The 20,099-nt window shown below is 63.4% G+C and carries 16 protein-coding genes, 2 pseudogenes and 1 CRISPR repeat array; of the genes and pseudogenes, 8 read left to right on the top strand and 10 right to left on the bottom strand.

What is annotated here, in order from left to right; translation table 11 throughout:
- Window positions 1-112, top strand: a 112-nt coding sequence (locus tag CEF10_RS16745) for an integrase core domain-containing protein (RefSeq protein ID WP_157932957.1), incomplete at its 5' end; no start/stop codon positions are given.
- A 55-nt stretch (window positions 113-167) separates the two neighbouring features.
- Window positions 168-989: a CRISPR direct-repeat array (repeat unit 29 nt; unit sequence CTGTTCCCCGCACACGCGGGGATGAACCG).
- Window positions 990-1,064: 75 nt separating this feature from the next.
- Here CEF10_RS16745 and CEF10_RS04300 read toward each other — a convergent pair.
- From CEF10_RS04300 to CEF10_RS04255, 10 genes and pseudogenes are all read right to left on the bottom strand, one after another.
- A pseudogene (locus tag CEF10_RS04300) lies at window positions 1,065-2,350 on the bottom strand (IS256 family transposase); the annotation flags it as partial.
- Window positions 2,351-2,692: 342 nt separating this feature from the next.
- Window positions 2,693-2,920, bottom strand: coding sequence for an FAD-dependent oxidoreductase (locus CEF10_RS04295; RefSeq protein WP_332870130.1), 228 nt, complete (start codon window positions 2,918-2,920; stop codon window positions 2,693-2,695).
- A gap of 10 nt (window positions 2,921-2,930) precedes the next feature.
- Window positions 2,931-3,809, bottom strand: a complete 879-nt coding sequence (locus CEF10_RS04290) for a 2-oxo acid dehydrogenase subunit E2 (RefSeq protein ID WP_101066663.1) — start codon at window positions 3,807-3,809, stop codon at window positions 2,931-2,933.
- A gap of 10 nt (window positions 3,810-3,819) precedes the next feature.
- Entirely contained in the window at window positions 3,820-5,244 is a 1,425-nt protein-coding gene (locus CEF10_RS04285; protein ID WP_101066702.1) for an NAD-dependent succinate-semialdehyde dehydrogenase, read from the bottom strand.
- A gap of 15 nt (window positions 5,245-5,259) precedes the next feature.
- Window positions 5,260-6,573, bottom strand: a complete 1,314-nt coding sequence (locus CEF10_RS04280) for a biotin/lipoyl-containing protein (RefSeq protein WP_232796399.1) — start codon at window positions 6,571-6,573, stop codon at window positions 5,260-5,262.
- A gap of 22 nt (window positions 6,574-6,595) precedes the next feature.
- Window positions 6,596-7,591 carry an alpha-ketoacid dehydrogenase subunit beta gene (locus CEF10_RS04275; protein ID WP_101066656.1) on the bottom strand — a complete coding sequence of 332 codons (996 nt, stop codon included), beginning with the start codon at window positions 7,589-7,591 and terminating at the stop codon, window positions 6,596-6,598.
- 12 nt (window positions 7,592-7,603) lie between these two features.
- Window positions 7,604-8,611, bottom strand: coding sequence for a thiamine pyrophosphate-dependent dehydrogenase E1 component subunit alpha (locus tag CEF10_RS04270; protein WP_101066653.1), 1,008 nt, complete (start codon window positions 8,609-8,611; stop codon window positions 7,604-7,606).
- A 77-nt stretch (window positions 8,612-8,688) separates the two neighbouring features.
- Window positions 8,689-9,999 carry a M24 family metallopeptidase gene (locus tag CEF10_RS04265; RefSeq protein ID WP_101066650.1) on the bottom strand — a complete coding sequence of 437 codons (1,311 nt, stop codon included), beginning with the start codon at window positions 9,997-9,999 and terminating at the stop codon, window positions 8,689-8,691.
- Between the two features lie 66 nt (window positions 10,000-10,065).
- Window positions 10,066-10,875, bottom strand: a complete 810-nt coding sequence (locus CEF10_RS04260) for an SDR family NAD(P)-dependent oxidoreductase (protein WP_101066645.1) — start codon at window positions 10,873-10,875, stop codon at window positions 10,066-10,068.
- Window positions 10,876-10,909: 34 nt separating this feature from the next.
- A complete protein-coding gene (locus CEF10_RS04255) occupies window positions 10,910-12,721 on the bottom strand; it encodes an ABC transporter substrate-binding protein (protein WP_101066700.1) in 1,812 nt (603 codons plus the stop codon).
- A 219-nt stretch (window positions 12,722-12,940) separates the two neighbouring features.
- Between CEF10_RS04255 and CEF10_RS04250 the strand changes: the two genes are divergently transcribed.
- The 7 genes and pseudogenes from CEF10_RS04250 to istA all read left to right on the top strand — a co-directional run.
- Window positions 12,941-13,897 carry a sugar ABC transporter substrate-binding protein gene (locus tag CEF10_RS04250; protein WP_101066642.1) on the top strand — a complete coding sequence of 319 codons (957 nt, stop codon included), beginning with the start codon at window positions 12,941-12,943 and terminating at the stop codon, window positions 13,895-13,897.
- An 89-nt stretch (window positions 13,898-13,986) separates the two neighbouring features.
- Window positions 13,987-14,775: an SDR family oxidoreductase gene (locus CEF10_RS04245; RefSeq protein ID WP_101066639.1), complete on the top strand. Its 789-nt coding sequence runs from the start codon at window positions 13,987-13,989 to the stop codon at window positions 14,773-14,775.
- A 31-nt stretch (window positions 14,776-14,806) separates the two neighbouring features.
- Window positions 14,807-15,781 carry an ABC transporter permease gene (locus tag CEF10_RS04240; RefSeq protein WP_101066635.1) on the top strand — a complete coding sequence of 325 codons (975 nt, stop codon included), beginning with the start codon at window positions 14,807-14,809 and terminating at the stop codon, window positions 15,779-15,781.
- Between the two features lie 13 nt (window positions 15,782-15,794).
- Complete coding sequence (locus CEF10_RS04235; RefSeq protein ID WP_101066632.1) at window positions 15,795-16,796, top strand: ABC transporter permease; 1,002 nt, start codon at window positions 15,795-15,797, stop codon at window positions 16,794-16,796.
- Window positions 16,793-18,304 (top strand): sugar ABC transporter ATP-binding protein, encoded by a 1,512-nt coding sequence (locus CEF10_RS04230; protein ID WP_101066628.1) that lies wholly within the window; start codon window positions 16,793-16,795, stop codon window positions 18,302-18,304. Before CEF10_RS04235 ends, CEF10_RS04230 begins: the two co-directional genes overlap by 4 nt.
- Window positions 18,304-18,528, top strand: a complete 225-nt coding sequence (locus CEF10_RS04225; RefSeq protein WP_101066625.1) for an NAD(P)-binding domain-containing protein — start codon at window positions 18,304-18,306, stop codon at window positions 18,526-18,528. The genes CEF10_RS04230 and CEF10_RS04225 overlap by 1 nt, the downstream gene beginning before the upstream one ends.
- Window positions 18,529-18,657: 129 nt before the next feature.
- Window positions 18,658-19,452: pseudogene (gene istA / locus CEF10_RS04220) on the top strand (IS21 family transposase); the annotation flags it as partial.
- Between the last annotated feature and the right edge of the window lie 647 nt (window positions 19,453-20,099).

Here is a 20,099-nt window from a genome sequence, read left to right as displayed (position 1 = left end):
GCTCGGATTGATCGATGGCTGGTTCGAGGATTACAACGAGAACCATCCGCACTCAGGGCTGAAATGGCGCTCGCCCCGCGAGTTCATCGCAGCTCAAACCGCAACCGCCTGAGTGTCCGGCGAAACGGGGGCAAGATCAGGGAAAATGTCTACCCCCAGCGCGACTTCTGTTCCCCGCACACGCGGGGATGAACCGACTATCGGGACGGGTGATACATTCCGCATCCCCTGTTCCCCGCACACGCGGGGATGAACCGCTGGTCACATAGGGCCTGATCTCCTCGAACGTGCTGTTCCCCGCACACGCGGGGATGAACCGGCGACAGAGGCCCAGCGGCGGCTTTGGCTCATCTGTTCCCCGCACACGCGGGGATGAACCGGTAGCGGAGGTGGCGAGCTATCGTGGTTCAACCTGTTCCCCGCACACGCGGGGATGAACCGCCGACGATCGACAAGATGGCGCACACGGGCGCTGTTCCCCGCACACGCGGGGATGAACCGGGGGTTTGTCATACCAGAACGGGAGGGCGTCGCTGTTCCCCGCACACGCGGGGATGAACCGGTGGACGACGCAACCTTCCGCCGGATGTGGCTCTGTTCCCCGCACACGCGGGGATGAACCGGCAGGCGGTAGGCTGAGTGGCTACCGGGCAGACTGTTCCCCGCACACGCGGGGATGAACCGATCGAGGTCGAGAACCGCGAGGGGCAGGCCTACTGTTCCCCGCACACGCGGGGATGAACCGACACCCAACAGCCATGCGGTTCAACTGTGCCTCTGTTCCCCGCACACGCGGGGATGAACCGGGGGTGACGCATGATCGCTCAAATCCAGGCGCCTGTTCCCCGCACACGCGGGGATGAACCGCCACATTGCCCGCACCCCTTTGCTTGAGGCTCCTGTTCCCCGCACACGCGGGGATGAACCGTCGGGCCGCACGTCCCGGCACGCCATCCAATGCTGTTCCCCGCACACGCGGGGATGAACCGCGCCAACGGGCTGTGTCCCGTGAAGTGGTGTAGGAACTGGCGTCGACCTGCTTCTTCATGGCTGGTGTCGCTCGTTCACTGTGCGGCGATCATTGTCGCCGCGTCGGTATCGTTACACACGGCCGTCAGCTTTTCCACCGGCATGTAGCGGCGCGAGACGGCCCATTCGTCGTTCTGCTCCAGCATGAGCGCGCCGACCAGGCGGATGACGGCCTCGCGGTTGGGAAAGATGCCGACCACGTTGGTGCGGCGCTTGATCTCCTTGTTGACGCGCTCCAGCGGGTTGGTGCTGTACAGCTTCGAGCGCAGGCTCTCGTCGAAGGCCATGTAGGCGAGGACGTCGTGCTCGTTCGGGCTGCGATCGCTCCCCCGGAGCGATCGCTCGACGCCCTCACCGTCCATGAGCTCGGCGACATCCCGGAACCGGTCACGAAGGTTGTCGGCCACCTCGCGCCAGCGGGGATGGCGCTGGTCGCGGTCCTTTTCGGCGAAGACGGTTTTCACCACCGCGCTGACCACCGGCTTGTTGGCCTTGCCCACGCGGGCCAGGAGGTTGCGCTGACCCGAAGGGCCGTGCAGCGAAAATGCACGCGGCAGCGCTGCCAGCCGGCGCCCAGGACCTTCCTGGCAGCCGCCTTCAGGCCCTCGTGCGCGTCGCTGATGACCAGCTGCACGCCGCGCAGCCCACGACGCGTGAGAGACCGCAGGAAGTCGGCCCAGAACGGTGAACGGGGACCGTGGCCGCGGTGCGGCCGCGCAAGCCCCGTGAACGCCTCGGAGGGCATGACGGTGATCCCGAGGATCTCGCGGCGTCCGTCCGAGTTGACCGCCACCGCCACTATCACGGCCATCGAGACGATCCGGCCGCCCTCGCGCAGCTTCACGTAGGTGGCGTCGCGCCACAGGAAGGGCCGTCGACCGCGCCGACCGTCCCCCGGACGGTCGGGAATTCGGTCCGGGGGACCGAATTCATGCGGTTCGACCCCTCAAGGGGGCGGTTCAGGAACGCCTGCACCCGCTCGTCGATCTCCTCGCAGAGCCGGCTGACCTGGCTCTTCGAGGTGCCCGTCAGCCCCATGGCACGCACCAGATCATCGACGGCGCGGGTCGAGACGCCGTGGATGTAGGCCTCCTGTACGACCGCCATCAGCGCCTTCGCTGCTGCGCGCGGACCTTCGGTTCTCGGCCGTCCGGCGCGGCTCCAGGAAGGTCGGAAAGTAACTGCCCTTGCGCAGCTTCGGGATGTTCAGGCCGATGGTGCCGGCCCTGGTATCCCACTGCCGCGGTCGGTAGCCGTTGCGCTGGTTCTCGCGGTCCGGGCTGCGCTCGCCATGCCCTGCGCCGCAGACGGCGGCCACCTCATTCTACCTACGATCGGTCCCCCGGACCGATCGCTTCACGGTCGAATTCCATCAGCCGCTGCGCGGCGTCCTGGATCAAATCGCGCAGGAAATCGTTCGACACGCTTGCGCGGCCGCATCTGCGGCCACGGTCGCGTCTCACCATCGCTCTTGGCGATCACCCCGGGAAGGTCGATCGTTCGGCATGGTTCTCGAACCCATGGCGACCCATGCCTCACTCTCGGTCATCGTGCTCTCCTTCGTTGTCATCGGTCTTTTAACAACCTCAGACTACGAAGAAGCGCGGTGGCCGCCAGAACGGCCGCGCGCTGCGCTACGCCAAATGGCTCCGCGCGCGGCCTCTTACACCATCCCGTGGGGCACGACCATGTCACGGGCCTCGCGCATCGCGTCGGCGGCGTGAAGAAGGGCCTTTGAGGGGATGCAGCCCGCGTTGAGGCAAACCCCGCCAAGCGTGGCGCGTGGATCAACCATGACGGTTTTGCGCCCCAGATCGGTGGCCCGAAAGGCGCAGGCGTAACCGCCCGGCCCGGCACCCAGAACGATGAGGTCGGCGTGACTGTCAGACATGAATCTCCCCTCAAACCATGATTCGGCGCGGATCGGCGATAAGCCCGGCAAGATATGTCACGAAGCGTGCCGCATCGGCGCCGTTGATCACGCGGTGATCATAGCTGAGGTCCAGCGGAACCATGGGTACGGGGCGGGGGGTGTCGCCGTCCCAGACCGTGACGGTTTCGCTGCGGGTGATGCCAAGGATGGCCAGTTCGGGCGGGTTGACGATGGGCGTGAAGCCTATGCCGCCGATGCCGCCAAGATTGGTGATCGTCATGGACGCGCCGCCCATTTCATCAGGGCCGACCTTCCGGTTTTGCGCCCGTCCGGCAAGGTCTGCGATTTCGGTTGCGATCTGCCAGAGGCCCTTGCGGTCGACGTCGCGGAGCACCGGAACCATGAGGCCATGGGCGGTGTCGACGGCGATGCCGATATGCACGTAGTTCTTGAGGGTCAGGGTTTTGCCGTCAGCCGAGAGCGAGGCGTTGAAGCGCGGAAACTCGCGCAGCGCGCGGGCGAGCGCCTTGGCCTGAAACGCCAGCGCAGTGAGCTTGACGCCGCGCGCTTGCGCCTCGGGCTTGAGGTCCTTGCGAAGCTTCTCGATGGCGGTGACATCGGCGCGGTCGTGGTGCGTGACCTGCGGGATCAGCGCGTTTGCCGCCCCCAGATTGGCCGCTGCGACCTGTGCAAAACGGCTCATCCATTCCTCGGTGACGGGGCCGTATTGGCTGTGGTCCACATCCCAGTATGAGGTGTCGCCCGCAGGGGCGGCGGCGGGCTTGCCGCCCTCCAGATCTTCAAGGGCGATGCTTGTTCGGCCCAGATCCTTGGCAAGTTTTTCCAAGTCGATGCCCTTTTCGAGAGCGCGGGCCCGAACCGAAGGTGGTGCGATGATGTCACTCATGTCCGCCCCCTTACCAGCTGGCCGAGATGTATTGGGTTTCCATGAATTCGAGCATGCCTTCATGCCCGCCTTCACGGCCCAAGCCCGATTGCTTGGTACCGCCGAAGGGGGCGGCAGGGTCGCTGACCAGGCCACGGTTGAGGCCGACCATGCCGTATTCGAGCCGTTCGCAGACCTGAAGCGCGCGTTTGAAGTCTTCCGAGAAGACATAGGCGACAAGGCCGTATTCGGTGTCATTGGCGCGGCGGACGACCTCGTCCTGGTCCGTGAAGGTCTGGATCGCGGCAACCGGGCCGAAGATTTCGTCATGCACGCAGTCTGCGTCTTCCGAGACATTCGAAAGCACCGTTGGCGGGTAGTAGAACCCCTTGCCCTCGGGCACGGTGCCGCCGCATTCCACCGATGCCCCCTTGGCCACGGCATCGGCGACGAAGTCAGCCACCTTGTCGCGCGTATCGGCATTGACCAGCGGGCCCACATCGACGCTGGGATCGGTGCCGTCGCCCAGCTTGAGCGCGCTCATCCGGTCGGTGAGGCGCTTTGTGAACTCTTCGGCGATGTCTTCATGCACGTAGATCCGGTTGGCCGCCGTGCAGGCCTCGCCCAGGTTGCGCATCTTGGCCAGCATGGTGCCCTCGATGGCCACGTCCATATCGGCATCGTCGAAGACCACGACCGGGGCATTGCCGCCCAGTTCCATCGCGGGTTTCAAGACCTGATCGGCGGCGCCTTTCAAAAGCTTCTGACCAACGCCGGTGGAGCCGGTGAAGCTGACCACGCGCACGCGCGGGTCATGCAGCATGTGATCGACCAGCGCGCCGGTCCGCCGCGAGGGCAGGACGTTGACAAGACCTTTGGGGACGCCGGCCTGTTCGAGAAGCGGCATGAGGGCGAGCATGGTCAGCGGTGTCTCCGAGGCGGGCTTGATGATGACGCCGCACCCGGCCGCGAGCGCCGGGGCGATCTTGCGTGTGCCCATGGCGGCGGGGTAGTTCCATGGTGTGATCAGCACGGCAAGGCCGGCGGGCTTGTGCTGGACCATGATGCGCGCGCCCGAGGCGGGCGCGTGGGTGATCATGCCATCGGCGCGCACGGCTTCCTCGGCGAACCAGCGGAAAAATTCGGCGGCATAGGTGGCCTCGCCCTTGGCATCGACCCCGGCCTTGCCGTTTTCCAGCGTGATCAGGTGGGCGAAGTGATCAAGGCGGGCGGTCATCAGTTCCCATGCGCGGCGCAGCACTTCGGAGCGTTCGCGCGGGGTGCGGGCCGCCCAATCCTTCATCGCGGCATCGGCGGCGTCGAGGGCGGCATCGGCATCGGCGATATCGGCGGAGGCGACGGAGGCCAGAACCTCCTCGGTGGCGGGGTTGTTGACGTCGAAACGATCCGACGTGGAACGCCATTCGCCGTTTATATAGAGATCGGTGAATTCCATTTTGGACCCCATGTCTTAGAGCAGGTGGCGGAGCGGATGCTCCATCCGGCCCGCGAATTCGGAGAGAAGGCTGACGGCCTCGGTTGCGGTCAGGTGGTGGCTGGCGCATTCAAGCGTGATGGACAGACCATCGCCCGCCGGTGTCAGGGTCAGAACTGGCGCATCCTCGGCCCCGAGGCTGACCGAAGTAATCCGGCTGAGCCGCAGATCGCGCAGGATCAGGTCCGGCACAATGTCCTCGTCCGTCGCTGTGATGGCGCCAAGCGGACCCGCGGGCACCGTATACCCGCGGCGTGCGCCGAAGCTCTCGACCGCCACCATAGCACTGTCACGCCCGAGGCTGGCGGCGGCCAGTCCTGCGAGCAATGCATTTTCGTCCTCAAGGCCGGCTGTTTCGGAGGCCCAGGCCTTGAAGGCGGCGACCCCGTCGTGGGGCAAATCCGCCGTAAGACGACGCGAGACAGCGGTCGTGCTTTGGGACGCTTCGGAGGGAAGGGCCTTGAGCACCTCGATATCCTCGGCGTGGTAGGGCTGTGGGTGGCCCGCCTCGACCAGACGGCCAAGATCAAGGCCCTGTTCCAGCGCCAAGCGCCGCGCCTTGGGGGAGGCGAGGATGCGGCCATCGGCACGCGGTTTGGCACCGGGGGCCGGTTCCGGTGGGGCGGCCGCGTTTGCCGGGGCCGGGGCCTTATCGGCGGAGGCGGGTTTGGCATCGCCATCCCGAGCCGGCCGCGGGGCGGCGGCCTTGGGGCTTGCCGCTTCCGCGATGCTGCGCTGCACGGGGGCGCCGGGTTTGTCGGTGGAAATGATGGCGATCACGTCGCCCACCGGGGCCTCTTCGCCCGCTTCGGCCAAAAGGGCCGCGACAAAGCCGTCATGCCCGGCCTCGACCTCCATCGTGGATTTGTCGGTTTCCACCTCGAAAAGCATATCACCCGAGGCGACGGCGTCGCCCGGCGATTTATGCCACGCCACGATCAGGCCGGTATCCTGCGCCATGCCAAGCGCGGGCATGATCACCTCGGCACCTTCGGGCAGTGTGGTGCCTTGGGCCGGGGCCTCTGCCGGTGGTTCTGACGGGGTGTCGGCGGGCGCGGCCTTGGTCAGGGTTCCACTGTCCTCGGCGGTGTCGGAGATCAGCGCGATGACATTGCCGACAGGCACCTCGGCCCCTGCGTCGGCCTGCACATCTGTCAGGTAGCCATCGGCGGGGGCTTCGACCTCCATCGTGGCCTTGTCGGTTTCCACCTCGAAAAGCGCATCGCCGGATTTCACCGCATCGCCGGGGCTTCTGAACCAACTGACGATCAGGCCGGTATCCTGCGCCATGCCGAGGGCCGGCATGATGACCTCATGCGGCATGGATCATCTCCCTCGACATGAGTTTGCGGGCGTTCTCGGCCACCGTTTCGGGGGTGGGCACGGTGATGTCCTCCAGCGCCGGGCTGAACGGCACCGGCACATCCATCGCCCCCATGCGCAGCGCCGGGGCGTCGAGGTGGTAGAAGGCCTTTTCGTTGATCCGGCTGGCGATCTCGCCGGTGATGCCGAAGCTTTGATGGCCTTCGTCCACGACGATCACGCGGGAGGTTTTTTTGGCCGATTTGAGTATCGCGGCCTCGTCCAGCGGCACGATGGTGCGCGGGTCGATCACCTCGGCCTCGATGCCTTCCTTGGCGAGGATTTCGGCGGCGGTCTCGCAGACCTGCACCATCGAGGAGTTGCCGATCAGGGTGATGTCGGAGCCTTCGCGCTTGATGTTGGCCTCGCCGAAGGGGATCAGGAACTCCTCTTCGGGCACCGGGGCATTGTCATTGTACATCAGCTTGTCTTCGAAGATCACCACCGGGTTGTCATCGCGGATCGCGGTCTTCATCAGGCCCTTGGCCTCGTAGGCCGAGGAGGGCATGGCCACTTTCAGGCCGGGGATATGAGCCACCAGCGCGTGCAGGGATTGCGAATGCTGCGCGGCGGAGCGCCGGGTGGCGCCGAGGTTCGTGCGCAGGACCAGTGGCACATTGAGCTTGCCGCCCGACATGTAATAGGCCTTCGCCGCCTGATTGCAGAGCTGATCCATGATCAGATAGATGAAATCGCCGAACATCAGGTCGACGACGGGGCGCGTTCCGGTCAGGGCCGCGCCTACCGCAAGGCCCATGAAGCCCGGCTCGGCGATCGGTGTATCGACGACCCGCTCGGTTCCGAATTCCTCGACCAGACCGCTGAGCACCTTGAAAGGCGTGCCCGCCTCGGCCACATCCTCGCCGATGATGAAGACGGTCTCGTCACGGCGCATTTCCTCGGCCAGGGCTTCGTTGACGGCCTGGGACAGGGTGATATCTCGCATGGGTCGTCCTCCTCAGGCCGTGTCGCGTTCAAGCGCGTGTTCGATGTCGGTATAGACGTGCATGTCGACCTCGGATTGGTCGGGGTAGGGGGCCGCTTCGGCATAGGCGACGGCCTCTTCGGCGTCTTTCTTGACCTCGGCATTCATCGCTTCGATCTCGTCCTCACCGGCAATGCCCTGTTCCACGAGCCAGCTGCGGAACTTGATGATCGGGTCCTTGTTTTCCTTCCAGTCCTTCTCTTCATCCTTCGAGCGATAATATTCGCGGTTGATGTCGCCCACGTGGTGGCCGTGGTAGCGATAGGTCATCAACTCCATGAAGAAGGGGCCTTCGCCCTTGCGGGCGCGGGCAACGAGTTTCTGTGTCAATTCATTGACCGCCAGAACGTCTTGCCCATCGACCTGATGCGCCTCGATTCCGAAGGCCTCGGCCCGCGCGGTGATCGAGCCAGCGGCGATCTCCTCGGTCCTGGTGTATTCGGAATAGCCGTTGTTTTCGCAGGCGTAGATCACAGGCAGCTTCCATAGGGCGGCCATGTTCATGACCTCGTAGAGCAGGCCCTGCGCGGTGGCCCCGTCCCCAAAGAAACATACCGTGACATCGTCTTTGCCCAGCAGTTTGGAGGTGAAGGCCGAGCCGGTGGCGATCCCCATGGAGCCGCCGACGATGGCGTTGGCCCCGAGGTTGCCATTGGACTGGTCGGCGATATGCATCGAACCGCCCTTGCCGCGGCAATACCCCTCTTTTTTGCCCAGAAGTTCGCAGAACATTTCCTTGAACTCCGCACCCTTGGCCACGCAGTGCCCGTGGCCACGGTGGGTCGAGGTGATCTTGTCATCGGTCGTCAGCGCTTCGCAGATGCCGACGGCGACGGCTTCTTCGCCGGAATACATATGCGTCAACCCCGGCATTTTGGCCGAGAGATACAGCTGGTTCGCGTTGTCTTCGAAGGTGCGGATACGCACCATCTGGCGGTACATCCGCATGTAGTCTTCGGTGTTGGTTTTTGTCTTGGCCATGATAGGTCTCCGGTGCGGTGCGTCCGTCATTACGCACCCCGCGGGCGGCGCCGCAGGGTGCGCCGGCGTTCCGCGCCTCAGTAGCGGTTGGCGATCGGCAGGTCTTCGGCCGGGAACAGGCTGATTACTTCACAACCCGTCTCGGTCACGACGACTTCTTCTTCGATCCGTGCGGCGGAGTACCCGTCGGTGGCGGGGCAGTAGGTTTCCAGCGCGAAGACCATGCCGGTCTGGATTTCCATCGGGTGATCGAGGCTGACCGCGCGGGAAATGATCGGGCGTTCGTGCAGCGCCAGCCCAAGGCCGTGACCGAACTGCAGGCCAAAGGCTGCATCCTCATTGGGGAAGCCGAGCGATTCCGCTGTCGGCCAGACTTCGGCGACCTTGTCGGTGGTGACACCGGGCTTGATCATGGCGATGGAGGCGTCGATCCATTCCCGTGCTTTCACATAGGCATCGTTCTGTGCGGGCGTAGCGCGGCCCACGTTGAAAGTCCGGTAGTAGCAGGTGCGATAGCCCTGATAGGACTGGAGAATGTCGAAGAAGGCCTGATCGCCGGGGCGGATCAAACGGTCGGTGAAATTGTGCGGATGCGGGTTGCATCGCTCGCCGGAAATGGCGTTGATCGCTTCCACGTCGTCAGAGCCCATCTCGTAGAGCAGCTTGTTGGACATGGCGACGATGTCGTTTTCACGCACGCCGGGTTTCAGCTCTTCGTAGATCATGTGGTAAACGCCATCGACCATGGAGGCCGCCTGGGTCAGAAGCTGGATCTCGTCCCAGTTCTTGATCTCGCGCGCGGACAGCATGATCTGCTGGCCGTCGACGACCTTGATGCCTTCTTCCTGAAGCGCGTGGAACATCGCGGTTTCCGCATAATCCACACCCACAGGCATATCGGCCATGCCCGCATCCTTGATCAGTTCGGCGATCATCTTGGCGTATTTGCGCATCAGGCCGAATTCGGGGGGGATGGTGCCGCGCATGCCGACAACGCCGGCAAGGCAGTGATCGGGCTCCAGCCAGTCGGAATAGCGCTGATGGTGCACAGCGGCGGAGCCGAAATCCCAGACATAGGGGCTGTCATCACCGGTCAGCAGGCAGAAACGGCACATCTTGTCCCGTTCCCATTCGCCGATCTTGGTGGCGCTGACATAACGGATGTTGTTCACGTCAAACAGCAGCAGAGAACCAGCATGGGAGTTCTGCAAGGATTGACGGGTGCGGGCCAAACGATAGCGGCGCAACCGGTCATGGTCGACGCGGCGTTCGAAGTCCACGGATGTGTGACCATGGGCCGGCAGCTTTTCGCGCCATTGCCAATTGGTCTCAAGGTCCTGTGGGGTGAGCAGGTTGGGCATGAGTGCGTTGCCTGGACGTTCTGACATCGGAAACTCCTGTTGGGTGCGGCCAAGCGCACCCGATTTGTTGCGAAAAATCAGGTGAGTGTGGGCCTACTTCGTAACCCAGCCACCATCGATCGAGATCATCTGACCGGTCATGTAGTCGCTGTCATCGCTCGCCAGGAACGACGCGGTGCCGGTGATGTCTTCGGGATAGGACACACGTTTGATCACCAGGTTGCTCTCGACGATATCCTCGTAGGCTTGGCCCTCGCGCTCCTTGAAGCCGATATCGACAAGGTCCTTGTCGAGCTGCTCCCACAGCGGGGTTACAACCACGCCCGGGGCGTAGCCATTCACGGTGATATTATGCTCGGCCAGTCCCAGCGCGCCGCATTCGGTCAGCGCGAGGCAGCCGTATTTCGATGTGCAGTAGACGGTCACATCCACCAGCGGCTTGCGGCTGGCGATGGAGCCGACATTGATCAGCTTGTAGGGGTGGTCCTTCATCGGGCCCTGGGCGATCATCTGCTTGGCCGCTTCCTGCATGCCCAGCCACATCGCCTTGGTATTGACGTTCATGATCATGTCCCAGTTGTCTTCGTCGATATCCATGAAGAACCGGGGCTTGTTGAGGCCGGCGTTGAAGAGCGCCACGTTGATGTTGCCGAAGGCCTCGACAGTGGCGGCGACGGCGGCGGCGTTGTCCTCGCGCTTGGTGACATCCATCCTGACCGCGATCGCCTTGCCGCCCTCGGCGGCGTTGATCTTGTCGGCCACCTCCTTGGCGGCATCGAGGTCCAGATCGCCGATGCAGACATTCGCGCCTTGCGCCGCGAAGCTTTCGGCATTGGCCGCCCCCATGCCGCGCGCTGCTCCGGTGATCAGCACGTTCTTACCTTTCAGGCGATTGGGGTCCATGGTGTCTCCTCCTCAGTCATAGTGTCCCGTTTGGTCATAAGAGCGCATGGGCCCGCTCCTGGGCCCTGCGCAGCGCGTCGCGCGGGGGCGTTATTCCGCGCAGCATGTCGTGAAGTTCCTCGCCGCAGATCTGGATGATGTCGCTGATCTCGGGGACGGGCGGGCGCGGCCAGAACTGCAGCTCGTCGCGCCAGGACATGGCATCGACGGCCTCGAAGATCGCGCTGGCCCGGCGCACTTCCGGGTCGGAGCCGACAGAATAGCGCGGGTTCGTGCGGCTGCCGTTCTGGACGTAGAGCTTCTGCGCTTCCGGCGAGGTGAAGACCATGAGCGCCTCGATGGCCGGGCCGACGCGTTCGGGCGGCAGGTTGGCCGGGATGCCCATGATATAGCCGCCGACAGGCGCGACGGAGCCTGCACCGGGCCCCGCAGGATGAGGCAGATAACCGGTCTGCCCATAAGCCGGAGACGTCTCGTCGAGCTCGAAATAGGGGGCCAGCAGGGTATAGCCGTAGGCCATCGGAACATTGCCCGTCGCATAGGGGCGGATGCGCTCGTACCAGGACATGGAAAGAATGTCGGGGGGCGAGTAGCGCAGCATTTCGAGCAGGAATTCCGCCGCGTGCAGGCCTGCCTCCGTGTCGATCATCGGCCTGTAGTCCCGCGTGGCGAGATCGTCCGTGCGAAAGCCCCCGGCGTGACTCTGCAAGTCGATCACCGGCTGGCCGAAATCGGCCATGGCCATGAGGAAGGTATGGCCCAGGGCCGTGCCGCGGGCCGCGTTCCAGGCGATGCCGTAGCGGCCGCGTGCCGGATCGTGAAAATGCGCGGCGGCTTCGAGCAGCATGTCTGTCGTGGCGGGCGGCTGAAGGCCCGCACGGGCGAAGAGGTCCTTCCGGTAGAAGAGCAATTCCGGCGTTGTCTGGGCCGGAACGCCGTAGGGGCGGCCGCCCCAATGTGCCGCCTGCCAGCCGGCGGTATGGAAATCGGCCGGGTCGATCCGCGCGATATCCATGGCCTCGTCGAGCGGCATGAGCATCCCGCGCTCGGCATAGAAGCCGACCCAGGGCAAATCGAGCGCGATGATGTCATAGCGGCTGGATTTGCGCTCCGCGTTGCGGATCGCTTCTTCGCGCAGCCGGTCGATGGAGAAGGCGCGCTGATGAATCTGCGTCCCGATCGCCTGTTCGAACTGGCGCTTGAGATTGTCCATGACCATGAAAGTCGGATCGCCATGCACCAGGACGCGGATCCCGCCGGAGACCTTCAACGGTTCGGGGAGAACCTTGAGCGGCGGGATCGATTGGGCGGAGAGATACGAGCCACCATAGTAGTAGTCCTTGGCGTCGGCAGAGCGCTCGCGTCCGCCGAAGTGCGACGTGGCGAGCCGTTCGATCCGGCTGGAAAGCTGCATCCACTGGTCGAGCAGTTTTTCGCTCGGATGCATGGAAAAGCTCTTGCCGCTCTGCGTGCGCGGGCGCTGTTCGATAAGCCCGGCTTCGATCATCTCCTTCAGACGCCGGTTCGCCGTGGCATAGGGCACCTGGCTCGCACCGATGAGCGAGGTGGGCGTGACAGTCTTCGCATCCAGATGGCCGCGGATGAGGTGCAGCGACATGCGGTAATAGGGGTTCGGCGCGTAAAGCTCGATAGAGGCTTCGAGTTCATCGCCGAAATCTTCCAGGAAGGACACGATGCGCAACATGTCGGCCTTTGCCTCGGGGGAGGCAACGTAGCTTTTGCCATGTCCGTTCATCGCATTCATGGGGCTTGACCGTGCCTTTCGCGGGGCGGGGTGCGTTTCGGGTTGCGAATTGTTCAGTTTGGACGAATTCGAATCGGCCATCATGTGTCTCCTCGCCTAAAATGTTCAAAATGACAGCAACACCGTATCGCGAAGCGGTCCGATTTGGATGTATAAATATCCAAAATGGATATATAGCCTGCATTCGCGAAGGGGCGACCTGAGTCACTCTTGGGCAGATCGTCCGATGAGTCGGAGGATGCGCCCTCGTGAGGAGACGGGGGCGAGACCTTACAAGGAACAACTCGGGAGGAGACCCAAATGGACTATCGCAATGCCCTTGCCGCGACGACTGCGGCAGCCGCACTCACGATTGGCAGCACCGCTTTCGCCGACACCATGACCATCGGTATCACGCAGAACAATGTCGGCGTGGACAGCTACCAGACGACCTATGAACAGGCCTTCATCGAGGCGGCAGAGGCCAATGACAACGTCGAGGCCGTCGTGCTTGACGCGGGCGGTGATGTGGCGCGCCAGATCGCCCAGATGGAAGACCTGATCCAGCAGGAAGTCGACGCGATCATCATCTGGCCGACGAACGGCGAGGCCGTGATCCCCGCCGTGCGCAAGGCGCATCAGGCCGGGATTCCCGTTATCGTGACCAACTCGAACATTGCCGAGCAGGGCTTCGACTTCGTCGCCAGCTTCTCGGGGCCCGACAACATCACGCAGGGCAAGCGCTCGGCCGAGATCATGTGCGACAAGTTCAAGGACATGGGCATCGAGGACGAGGCCAAGGTCGTGCACATCACCGGCCAGCCGGGCTATACGACGGCCATCGAACGCGCCAAGGGCTTCGACGACCGCCTGCCCGAGATCTGCCCGAACGTCGAGCAGATCGACAAGCAGCCAGGCGACTGGAACCGCGAGAAATCGCAGAAGGTGATGGAAGCCTTCCTCGTGAAGTATGACGACATTGACGGCGTCTATGCAGGCGACGACAACATGGGCGTTGGCGCACTGAACGCCGCCAAGGCCGCGGGCCGCGAAGGCATTATTTTTGTCGGCGCGACCAACTTTGCCGTGGGCTACGAGGCCATGGAGCGCGGTGAATACTGGGGCTCGATCTACCAGTCGCCGGTGGATGACGCCAAGGCGGCGCTGCAGACGGCGGTCGACGTGCTGGAAGGCGAGGACGTGCCCTTCCTGAACTACTTCGACACGCCGAAGATCACCCAGGAAAACATGGACGAGTTCGACAAGCCGGTCTTCTGAGATCTGTCAGCGGACTGGGCGCGGCATTGCTGCCGCGCCCGGATCGTGCACGAAAAGCCTGACAAGACAATCGACCTTGGAGGGGTTTCATGTCCCGTGTTTCCGGCCGTTCCTGCATCGTGACCGGTGCAGCCCAAGGCATTGGCCGTGCCATCGGCGAGGCGCTTCTGGTCGAGGGCGCCGACGTCTGTTTCGCCGATATCAACGGCGACAAGGTCGCCGAGGTGGCCGAAGCGAACAGGTCCCGAGGCCCGGGAAAAGTCACCCATGCCCGCGTCGACGTGACGAAGCGCGACCAGGTTCGCGCGATGATCACGCACGCGGTCGACCTGTTCGGCAAGCTCGACGTGAAATTCAACAATGCCGGCGTCAACAAGCCGATGAACTTCCTCGACGTGACCGAGGAAAACTGGCGTTTCATCACCGATGTGAACGGGCTTGGCTGCCTGATCGGAATGCAGGAGGCCGCCAGGCAGTTCATCCGCCAAGGCAGTTTCGGCAAGATCATCAACACCGCCTCGATCGCCAGTCGGCAGGGCTTCGACAATGTCGCGCCCTATTGCGCCAGCAAGTGGGGTGTTGTGTCGCTGACGCAATCGGGCGCGCGCGATCTGGCGAAACACGACATCACGGTGACGGGCTTTGCGCCCGGAGTCGTGGCGACCGAGATGTGGGAGCAGGTCGACCGGGACCTGATGGAGATCGGCGCCGCCGAACGGCCCGGACAGGCGATGGAGGCGTTCTCGGCCGAGATCCTTCGGGGCCGGGTCGCCACGCCACAGGATGTCACCGGAACGACCACGTTCCTGGCATCGAAAGAAAGCGACTACATGACCGGTCAGATCGTGATGATCGACGGTGGAATGACGCTAATATGATCGCCCGAGCGGCGATGAAAGGGAGGCTCCAATGTCAGGGCTGACACGAAAGGACATCGGCGGCTTTCTGGCCCGGCAGGGCATTCTGGTCGCCTTCGTGCTGTTCATTATCGGGTTCACGATCGCCAATGCGCGCTTTCTTGATCCCGACAACATCATGGGTGTCGTGCGCTCCTCCGCGATTCTCGGCGTGATGGCACTGGGCGTCACCTTTGTCGTGATCAGTGGCAACCTGGACCTGTCGGTGGGGTCGATGATGTCGTTTTCCACCATCGTCGTGCTGGACCTGCACGACAAGATCGGCCCGGCCCTTGCGATCCCGGCGATGTTCGCGATGACCCTGTGCCTGGGGGCCTTCATCGGGTTTCTCGTGGGCTACCTGAAGCTCAATTCGCTGATCGTGACCCTGGGGATGCTCTCGGCCATCCACGGGCTGACGCTGACCTATTCGGGCGGCAAGAACATGGACATCGCGGACAAGGAAGGCACCTGGTTTTCCGTGTTCGGCCAGGGTGAGGCGCTGGGCCTGCCGGTCCCGATCCTGATATTCGTGTTGCTGGCTGCGGTGCTCGGGATGCTGCTCTCCAAGATGCCCTTCGGCCGCAAGGTCTATGCCGTGGGCGGCAACGGCACCGCGGCGACCTTCTCGGGAATCCGGCGCGCGCGCGTCGTGTTCGGCTGCTACCTGATCAGCGCCTTCTGCGTGGCCACCGCGGGGCTCATCCAGGCCTCGCGCTCGCTCGGCTCGCAGAACACCGTGGGCCAGGGGCTGGAGCTTGAAGTTCTGGCCGCCGTCATCCTTGGCGGCGCCTCGCTCATGGGCGGGTCGGGAACGATCTTCAAGACGGTGGTCGGCGTCCTGATCCTCGGCTTCATCCAGAACGGCCTGCTGCTCATGGGGCTGCAATTCTATGTCCAGTATGTGGTCACCTGGATCATTATCATCCTTGCTGTCTGGCTCGATATCGCGGCCAAGCGCGGCAAGCTCTGGTCCCCGATCGCGTAAGGAAGCAAGCGACATGCAACCTGGAACACTTTCCACCTTCCTCAAGCGCGGGGCCATCTGGGGTTTCATCGTGCTCGAGCTGATCTTCTTCACCGTGGCGGGCGAATTCCTGTCGGTCAGCGACAAGGCGTTCATGGACGTGGACAACATGCTGCTACTGTTCAAGCAGTCCGCGCCCATCGGCATCATCGCCATGGGCATGACCATCGTCATGATCAACGGTAATATCGACCTGAGCGTGGGCGCGACTTATGCGCTCTGCGCCATCGTGCTGCTGGATTCGATGACATGGCCAATGTTCGCCGGTCTCGGCGACTGGGTGATCCCGGTCTCCTGGCTGCTGGCGCTTGCGACGGGTGTGGCGCTCGGCGCGCTCAACGGGCTGATCGTCTGGAAGACCGGTGTCGATGCGTTCATCGTCACGCTGGGCTCCATGCTGGGCTATCGCGGCCTCGTCTTCATGTATAACGGCGAGCAGCCGACCAGCCATCTCAACTGGACGCTGGTGGATTTCGCCGAGGCGCAGTTCCTGGGGCTGCACACGCCGACCTGGTTCCTGCTGGGCGTCACCGTGGCGATCTGGTTCCTGATGAACCGCACGGTGCATGGCCGCAACGCCTATGCCATCGGCAACAACCGCGAGGCGGCGGTCAATGCCGGTATCCGCGTCGGTCCGCACATGATGATCAACTTCATGATCATCGGCTGTTTGGCCGCGCTTTCGGCGGTGGTGTTCTATTCCGAGAGCGGCTCGGTCAACCCCAATGACGGCGAGCTCTACGAGCTTTGGGTGATTACCGCCGTCGTTCTGGGCGGCACCAAGCTCACCGGCGGGGCGGGCTCGATCATCTCGACCTTCGGCGGCGTGGTGGCGATCCAGCTTCTGCGCAAGGGGCTGGCCCATATCGGCGCCGATACATCGACCGTGAACCTGGTGATCGGTCTCATCCTGATCGCCGTGCTGTTCCTTGACCGGCAGCTCAACGTGAAAGGCAAGGAGGAGTTGAAGGTATGACCGAGCAAATCCCCGTCCTGCGACTGGAAGGCATCGTCAAGACCTTTCCAGGCGTGCGCGCCCTCGACGGTGTCTCGTTGAGCATCATGCCCGGCGAGGTCCACGCCCTGATGGGCGAGAACGGCGCCGGGAAATCCACCCTGATGAAGGTGCTGGGCGGCATTCACCAGCCCGACGAAGGCCGGATCATCATCGAGGAACAACCGGTCGTCATGGCCGGTCCACTTGATGCCAAGGCAAAGGGCATCGTCTTCATCCACCAGGAGCTCAGCCTCGCGGACGAGTTGAGCGTGGCCGAGAACATCTATCTGGGCGAACTGCCGCGCAAGCGGTTCGGCCTTGTGGACTGGGCCGAACTGGAGGCCAAGACCAACGGGATCCTGGAGAAACTGAAGGTCGGTTTCGATGCCAAGACCCGCGTGGGCGACCTGTCCATCGCCAACCAGCAGATGGTCGAAATCGCCCGCGCGCTGACCGTCGATGCCAAGGCGGTGATCTTTGACGAGCCTACCGCCTCGCTCACGGATGCGGAAAAGACCGTGCTGTTCGAGGTTATCGCCGACCTCAAGGCGCAGGGTGTCGGCATCGCCTATATCTCGCACCGGATGGAGGAGATCTTCAGGATCACCGACCGGATCAGCGTGCTGCGCGACGGCCAGTACCAGGGCACAGTCAACACGGGCGATACCGACGAGGAGGGCGTGACCCACATGATGATCGGGCGCAAGCTCGATCTGTCGCGCAACGAAAGCCACCACGAGCTGGGCAATGTCGCGCTGGAAGTGCGCGGCCTGAGTTGCGGCGATCTTTACCGCGATGTCAGTTTCGAACTGCGCCGCGGCGAGGTGGTCGGGTTCTACGGCCTCGTCGGCGCCGGCCGCACCGAGATCGCCGAGACGCTGTTCGGGCTGCGCGACCCCTCGGCCGGCACGATCCTGTTGGACGGCGAAGAGGTGAGAATCCACTCGCCCCACGATGCGATCGAGCGGGGCATCTCGCTGGTTCCCGAGGACCGCAAGGCACAGGGGCTGGTCCTCGGCATGAACTGCCGTGACAACATGACCCTGCCACAGGTCGATGACCTAAAGGCCGGGCCCTTCGTGGCCGATGGCGCCGAGATCGCGATCTTCGACCAGTACCGCGACAAGCTCGACATCCGCACGCCGGGCTGGAAACAGCTGGTCGGCAACCTGTCGGGCGGCAACCAGCAGAAGATCGTCATCGGCAAGTGGCTGTCGATGCACCCCAATGTCCTGATCGTGGACGAGCCCACGCGCGGCATCGACGTGGGCTCGAAGGCCGAGATTCACAACCTAATCCGCGACCTGGCCGCGCAGGGCTATGCAGTGATCGTGATCTCGTCGGAAATGCCCGAGGTACTGCATGTGTCCGACCGCATCGTGGCGATGTACTCGGGGCGGATCATGCGAACCTTCACATCCGAAGAGGTAACCGAAGAAAACCTCATCGCAGCAATATCCGGCCTGGAAACCCAAAAGGTGGCCTGATGCGGGTCGGGTTCGCCGGGCTGGGCCGGATGGGCGCGCATATGGCGCGCAATCTGTCCCGTGCAGGGCACGAGGTGACACTATGGAACCGGTCGCCTGACAAGGCCCGGGATCTGGCGGCAGAGCTGCGCTGTGATCTGGCGGACAGCCCCCGTGAGCTGTCGGATGCGGCTGTGCGTTCCGGGCACATCCGGTCAGCCATTCCGATAACATCCGGTCAGTGATTCCGATCGGATCCGGTCATGGATTCCGGGGTATCCGGTCTCCCCGGTTTCTGGCCGCGAGGCACGCTGCTGGGCGATCATGCAACGGGTTAGCCTTGCCGTCATCGAGGACGAGCAGGGAGCCCCAGGATGAGACGATTGCCGATGCGCAAGATTGCAGACGCCCTCCGCATGAAGGCCGGCGGCCTGTCGACGCGACAGATCGCGGCGAGCCTGAACATTGGCCAGTCGACGGTCAGCGAGTATCTCAAACGGGCGCAGCGGGCGGGGCTGTCGTGGCCGCTCCCGGACGGTCTCGACGACGCCGCGCTGGAGCACCATCTTTTCGCGCCGGTGGGAGGTAAAACCCGCCGCGGGTTGGCGGAGCCGGACTGGGCGGCGGTCCATCGTGAGCTCAAGCGCAAGGGTGTCACGCTGTCGCTGATCTGGGAGGAGTACCGTGCTGCGCACCCGAATGACGGGTACGGATATAGCCGGTTCTGTGAGCTGTATCGTCGCTGGGAAGGGCGGCTTTCGCCCACCATGCGCCAGCACCATGTGGCCGGCGAGCGCGTTTTCGTCGATTATGCCGGTGACACCGTTGAAGTGGTCGATGGCGAGACCGGCGAGGTGCGATCCGCACAGATATTCGTCGGCGTGCTTGGTGCCTCGAACTACACCTATGTCGAGGCCAGCTGGACCCAGAGCCTGCCGGACTGGATCGGCGCCCATGTTCGGATGCTCGAGTTCTTCGGCGGCGTGCCCGAGCGGATCGTCTCCGATAATCTCAAGGCCGGCGTCACCAAGGCGTGCTTCTTTGAGCCACGGATCAATCGCACCTATGCCGACATGGCCGCCCATTACGGCACGGCGATCCTGCCCGCGCGTCCATACAAGCCGCGCGACAAGGCCAAGGCAGAAGTCGGGGTCCTGCTGGTGGTTCGATGACAGCCGCGACTGCCCGAGCGCGCCCATGACCCGGCCCAAGGCTTCCTTGTCCCTGACCGGGCTGTTGCCACGCCGCTTACGCGGTGCAGCATCATCGCCGAGAAGCCGCTCACGGATGTAAACACCAAGCGGTTTGTCACCCGCTTGCTCTTCGAGCCGCGCCCGCTCAGCATAGGTCAGGCGCAGCGAGAAGGGCGGAGGGTACTTTGCTTTCTCCGCCTTCTATGTGGCTATCCTGTTGAAGTTAATGTCTAAGATGCTCATCGCCGCACCTCAGACTGTCAAAGTCTACAGATGCGAGATGACGCTCCCACTCTTCGAGAGTCTCAAAAAGCGCGTTCGAACTTTCTTCGTCGAGGCGCGCCATTCCATTCCTTCTTGTTTACGCGTCGTTCCGGGCCCGCGGGGGAAACCGCGCCGGCCTGCCGGGGTCTTGGCGTCAAAGCGCCGGGCAGGGAGCGTGGCACCGGCATCGCGGTCAGTTCGGCGAACCGTGGTTCCGCGAAGTCCGCGGCGAACAAGGGTTTGGACAGGGTCTAAAGATGACTGCAAAGTAAATTTGGAAAAATCACTTTACCAATTTCGGATTCTCTTTAGACTTGGCTTCACTTCGTGAGGATCATGGCCGGCGCGCGGGGACGCGT

This window comes from Roseovarius salinarum, from assembly GCF_002834145.1.
Taxonomy (GTDB): Bacteria; Pseudomonadota; Alphaproteobacteria; order Rhodobacterales; family Rhodobacteraceae; genus Roseovarius; species Roseovarius salinarum.
This window is presented reverse-complemented; position numbering and strand designations above follow the sequence as displayed.